The sequence below is a fragment of the Streptomyces sp. NPDC060198 genome, from assembly GCF_042728415.1.
Classification (GTDB): Bacteria; Actinomycetota; Actinomycetes; order Streptomycetales; family Streptomycetaceae; genus Streptomyces.
In genome coordinates, this window is the sequence record NZ_JBHWZJ010000521.1 from 1 (window position 1) to 3,868 (window position 3,868).

Annotated in this window: 2 protein-coding genes; one reads left to right on the forward strand and one right to left on the reverse strand. The window is 69.4% G+C overall.

What is annotated here, in order from left to right:
• Positions 1 to 60 precede the first annotated feature (60 nt).
• Positions 61 to 1,098 carry a hypothetical protein gene (locus ACFWEP_RS32735; RefSeq protein ID WP_387375648.1) on the reverse strand — a complete coding sequence of 346 codons (1,038 nt, stop codon included), beginning with the start codon at positions 1,096 to 1,098 and terminating at the stop codon, positions 61 to 63.
• A 137-nt stretch (positions 1,099 to 1,235) separates the two neighbouring features.
• On the opposite strand from ACFWEP_RS32735, the gene ACFWEP_RS32740 reads away from it, so the two are divergent.
• Positions 1,236 to 3,857, forward strand: coding sequence for a valine--tRNA ligase (locus ACFWEP_RS32740; RefSeq protein ID WP_387375649.1), 2,622 nt, complete (start codon positions 1,236 to 1,238; stop codon positions 3,855 to 3,857).
• Positions 3,858 to 3,868 lie beyond the last annotated feature (11 nt).

A 3,868-nucleotide genomic window follows, 5' to 3' on the forward strand; every position in this document is an offset into this window, starting at 1 on the left:
GGCCATCGGCCGGGCGCCCCTCGCGCGTCGTGTCTCCCGTGACCCTGATCCCGGTGCGACTCAGATCTTGGTGCGGGAGGTGTTGTAGAGCTTCGCCGCGAGCGCAGCCGCGTCCTCCTGGCTCATCGGCTTGTTGGTCATGGCGCCACCGATGTCGAAACCGATCACCACGCCCACGGTGCTGTAGTCGGCCCAGACGCAGACCGGCATGGTCATCTCCTTGGGGCCCTTCTCGGCGGAGCCGTCGGCCTCGGAGTTGACGATCTTGGCGTCCTGGCACTTCATCAGGGCGCCCTCGAACCCGGCCGGCTCGACCTTCTTGGGGCTCCCCACCAGCGATCCTTCGGAGTTCTCGCTGGACGCCGCCTCCTTCGCGGCACTCGCGAAGGACGCCTCGATGGTCTTCGCCGGGTCCGCGATCTCGCCCCAGCTGCCCTCGAAGAGCAGCATCTTCGTGGTGAGCGGGTTCGTCTCCAGGTCGCCGCTCACGTACTGGGTGGAGATCTTGCTGGGGTTCTTGATCCCCATCGCCTCGGCGTCGGTCTTGTCCTTGCCGGTCATCGCCTTGCCCGGCTCGTCCTCCGAGGTGTCCCGCTTGTACGACTCCACCGAGTCGACCGGCGTGATCTTGTACCCCTTGGTGGAGTCGGCCACGTCACTGCTGCCACCGCCGGAGGTCAGCAGGTACGCCCCGCCCGCGACGACCGCCAGCGCCACGACGACGGCCGTCACGATCAGGCCGGTCCGCTTCTTCTTCGGCTGCTCGAACGGAGGCACGCCCGGCTGACCCGGGTAGGCCGGCTGGCCGCCGTACGGGGGAGTGGGCGGCTGCTGCCCGTACGGTCCCGGCTGCTGGCCGTACGGACCGGGCTGCTGGCCCTGCGGGTAGCCGTAGCCCTGCGCGGGCGGGGCCGGGGGCTGCTGCGGGGGGACGCCCTGGGGGGCCTGCTGCGGGTAGCCGTAGCCGGGCTGACCGCCCTGCGGCGGCTGGCCGTACGGGTTCGGCTGCTGGCCGTACGGACCGGGCTGCTGGCCGTAGGGTCCGGGCTGGCCCTGCGGCTGCTGGCCGCCGTACGGACCCGGCTGGTTGTCGCTCATGACGCTGTCCCCTCCAGAATGCTTATGCGTTCCGAACATCCTCGCGGAAGCCGCCCCCGTGTGGGACACCGGAGAGCACACCGTTACTGAACAAACCGGTTTCGGAGCAGGACTGTGACGGCCCTAAACTGTCTCCCGTGACCGAGAACTCATCGCATGCGCCAGCCAGCAACCCCGAACTGCCGACCCAGTACGCGCCGGCCGAGGTAGAGGGGGAGCTGTACGAGCGCTGGGTGGAGCGCGGTTACTTCACGGCGGACGCCACGAGCGACAAGCCCCCGTACACCATCGTCATCCCGCCGCCGAACGTCACGGGCTCCCTGCACCTCGGCCACGCCTTCCAGCACACGCTGATGGACGCCCTGACCCGCCGTAAGCGGATGCAGGGCTTCGAGGCCCTGTGGCTGCCGGGCATGGACCACGCGGGCATCGCCACCCAGAACAAGGTCGAGCAGCAGCTCGGCGAGGAGGGCAAGTCCCGCCACGACCTGGGGCGCGAGGAGTTCGTCGAGCGCGTCTGGCAGTGGAAGGAAGAGTACGGCGGCAAGATCCTCGGCCAGATGCGCCGGCTCGGCGACGGCGTCGACTGGTCCCGTGAGCGCTTCACCATGGACGAGGGCCTCTCGGCCGCCGTCCAGACCGTCTTCAAGAAGATGTACGACGACGAGCTGATCTACCGCGCCGAGCGCATCATCAACTGGTGCCCGCGCTGTCTGACGGCCATCTCGGACATCGAGGTCGACTACCAGGACGACGACGGCGAGCTCGTCTCCCTCCAGTACGGCGAGGGCGAGGAGACGCTGGTCGTCGCCACCACCCGCGCCGAGACGATGCTGGGCGACACCGCGGTCGCCGTCCACCCGGACGACGAGCGCTACACGCACCTCGTCGGCAAGCGGATCAAGCTCCCTCTCACCGACCGCACGATCCCCGTCGTCGCCGACACGCACGTCGACCCGGAGTTCGGCACGGGCGCCGTCAAGGTGACCCCGGCGCACGACCCGAACGACTTCGCGATCGGCCAGCGCCACGGCCTGGAGTCGCTGACCGTCATGGACGAGCGGGGCGTCATCACCGTCCCCGGTCCGTTCGAGGGCCTCGACCGCTTCGAGGCCCGGTCCGCCATCGTCGGCGCGCTGCGCGAGCAGGGCCGCATCGTGGCCGAGAAGCGTCCGTACGTCCACTCCGTCGGACACTGCTCCCGCTGCCGGACGACGGTCGAGCCCCGGCTCTCCCTCCAGTGGTGGGTCAAGGTCGAGACCCTCGCCAAGGACGCCGGTGACGCGGTCCGTGACGGCCGGGTCGCGATCCACCCCAAGGACATGGAGAAGCGGTACTTCGACTGGGTCGACAACCTCCGCGACTGGTGCATCTCGCGCCAGCTCTGGTGGGGCCACCGCATCCCCGTCTGGTACGGCCCCGAGGGCCAGGTCGTCTGCGTCGGCCCCGACGAGCAGCCGCCCACGGGCGAGGGCTGGACCCAGGACACCGATGTCCTGGACACCTGGTTCTCCTCCGGCCTGTGGCCGTTCTCCACGCTGGGCTGGCCCGAGAAGACGCCGGACCTCAAGAAGTTCTATCCGACCGACGTCCTCGTCACCGGCCACGACATCATCTTCTTCTGGGTCGCCCGGATGATGATGTTCGGCCTGTACGTCATGGACGGGGAGGTCCCGTTCAAGACGATCGCCCTCACCGGCCTCGTCCGCGACGAGCGCGGCAAGAAGATGTCGAAGTCCTTCGGCAACGTCGTCGACCCGCTCGACTGGATGGACACGTACGGCTCCGACGCCGTCCGCTTCACCCTCGCCAGGGGCGCCAACCCGGGCACCGACGTCCCGATCGGCGAGGACTGGGTCCAGGCGTCCCGGAACTTCGCCAACAAGATCTGGAACGCCACCCGCTTCGCGATGATGAACGGCGCGACCGTGGAGGGAGACCTCCCGCCGGTCGAGCAGCTCTCGGCCACCGACCGCTGGATCCTGTCGCGCCTGAACAAGACGGTCTCCGCCGCCGACGCGTTCTACGACGACTTCCAGTTCGCCAAGCTCAGCGACGCCCTCTACCACTTCGCGTGGGACGAGGTCTTCGACTGGTACGTCGAGCTGTCGAAGACCACGTTCTTCGCGGGCGGCGAGCAGGCCAAGGTCTCCGGCCGGGTCCTCGGCGAGGTCCTCGACGTGACGCTGCGGCTGCTCCACCCGATCGTGCCGTTCGTCACCGAGACGCTCTGGACCACCCTCACCGGCGGCGAGTCCGTCGTCGTCGCCGACTGGCCGAAGGACTCCGGCTTCCGCGACGAGGCGGCCGAGGCCGAGATCGAGCTGGTCCAGCAGGTCGTCACCGAGGTCCGCCGCTTCAAGGGCGACCAGGGTCTCAAGGCCGGCCAGAAGGTCCCGGCCCGGCTGACCCTGACCGGCACGGCGCTCGCCCCGCACGAGGCGGCCATCCGCCAGCTGCTCCGCCTCCAGCCGGCCGAGGAGGGTTTCCACGCCACCGCCACCCTGCCGGTGGCCGGTGCGCAGGTCGCCCTCGACCTGTCCGGGACCATCGACGTCGAGGCCGAGCGCAAGCGCCTCACGAAGGACCTGGGCGCCGCCGAGAAGGAGAAGGCCCAGGCCGAAGGCAAGCTCGGCAACGAGGCCTTCCTCGCCAAGGCACCGGACAACGTGGTCGAGAAGATCCACGCCCGGCTCGCCAAGGCGAACGCCGACATCGAGCGGATCACCGCCCAGCTGGCGAACCTGCCGCAGGGCTGACGTCTCGGGGC

Bases quoted from the DNA above. Each gene is read 5' to 3' on its own strand.
- ACFWEP_RS32735 (WP_387375648.1), bottom strand. From the start codon at position 1,098: ATGAGCGACAACCAGCCGGGTCCGTACGGCGGCCAGCAGCCGCAGGGC.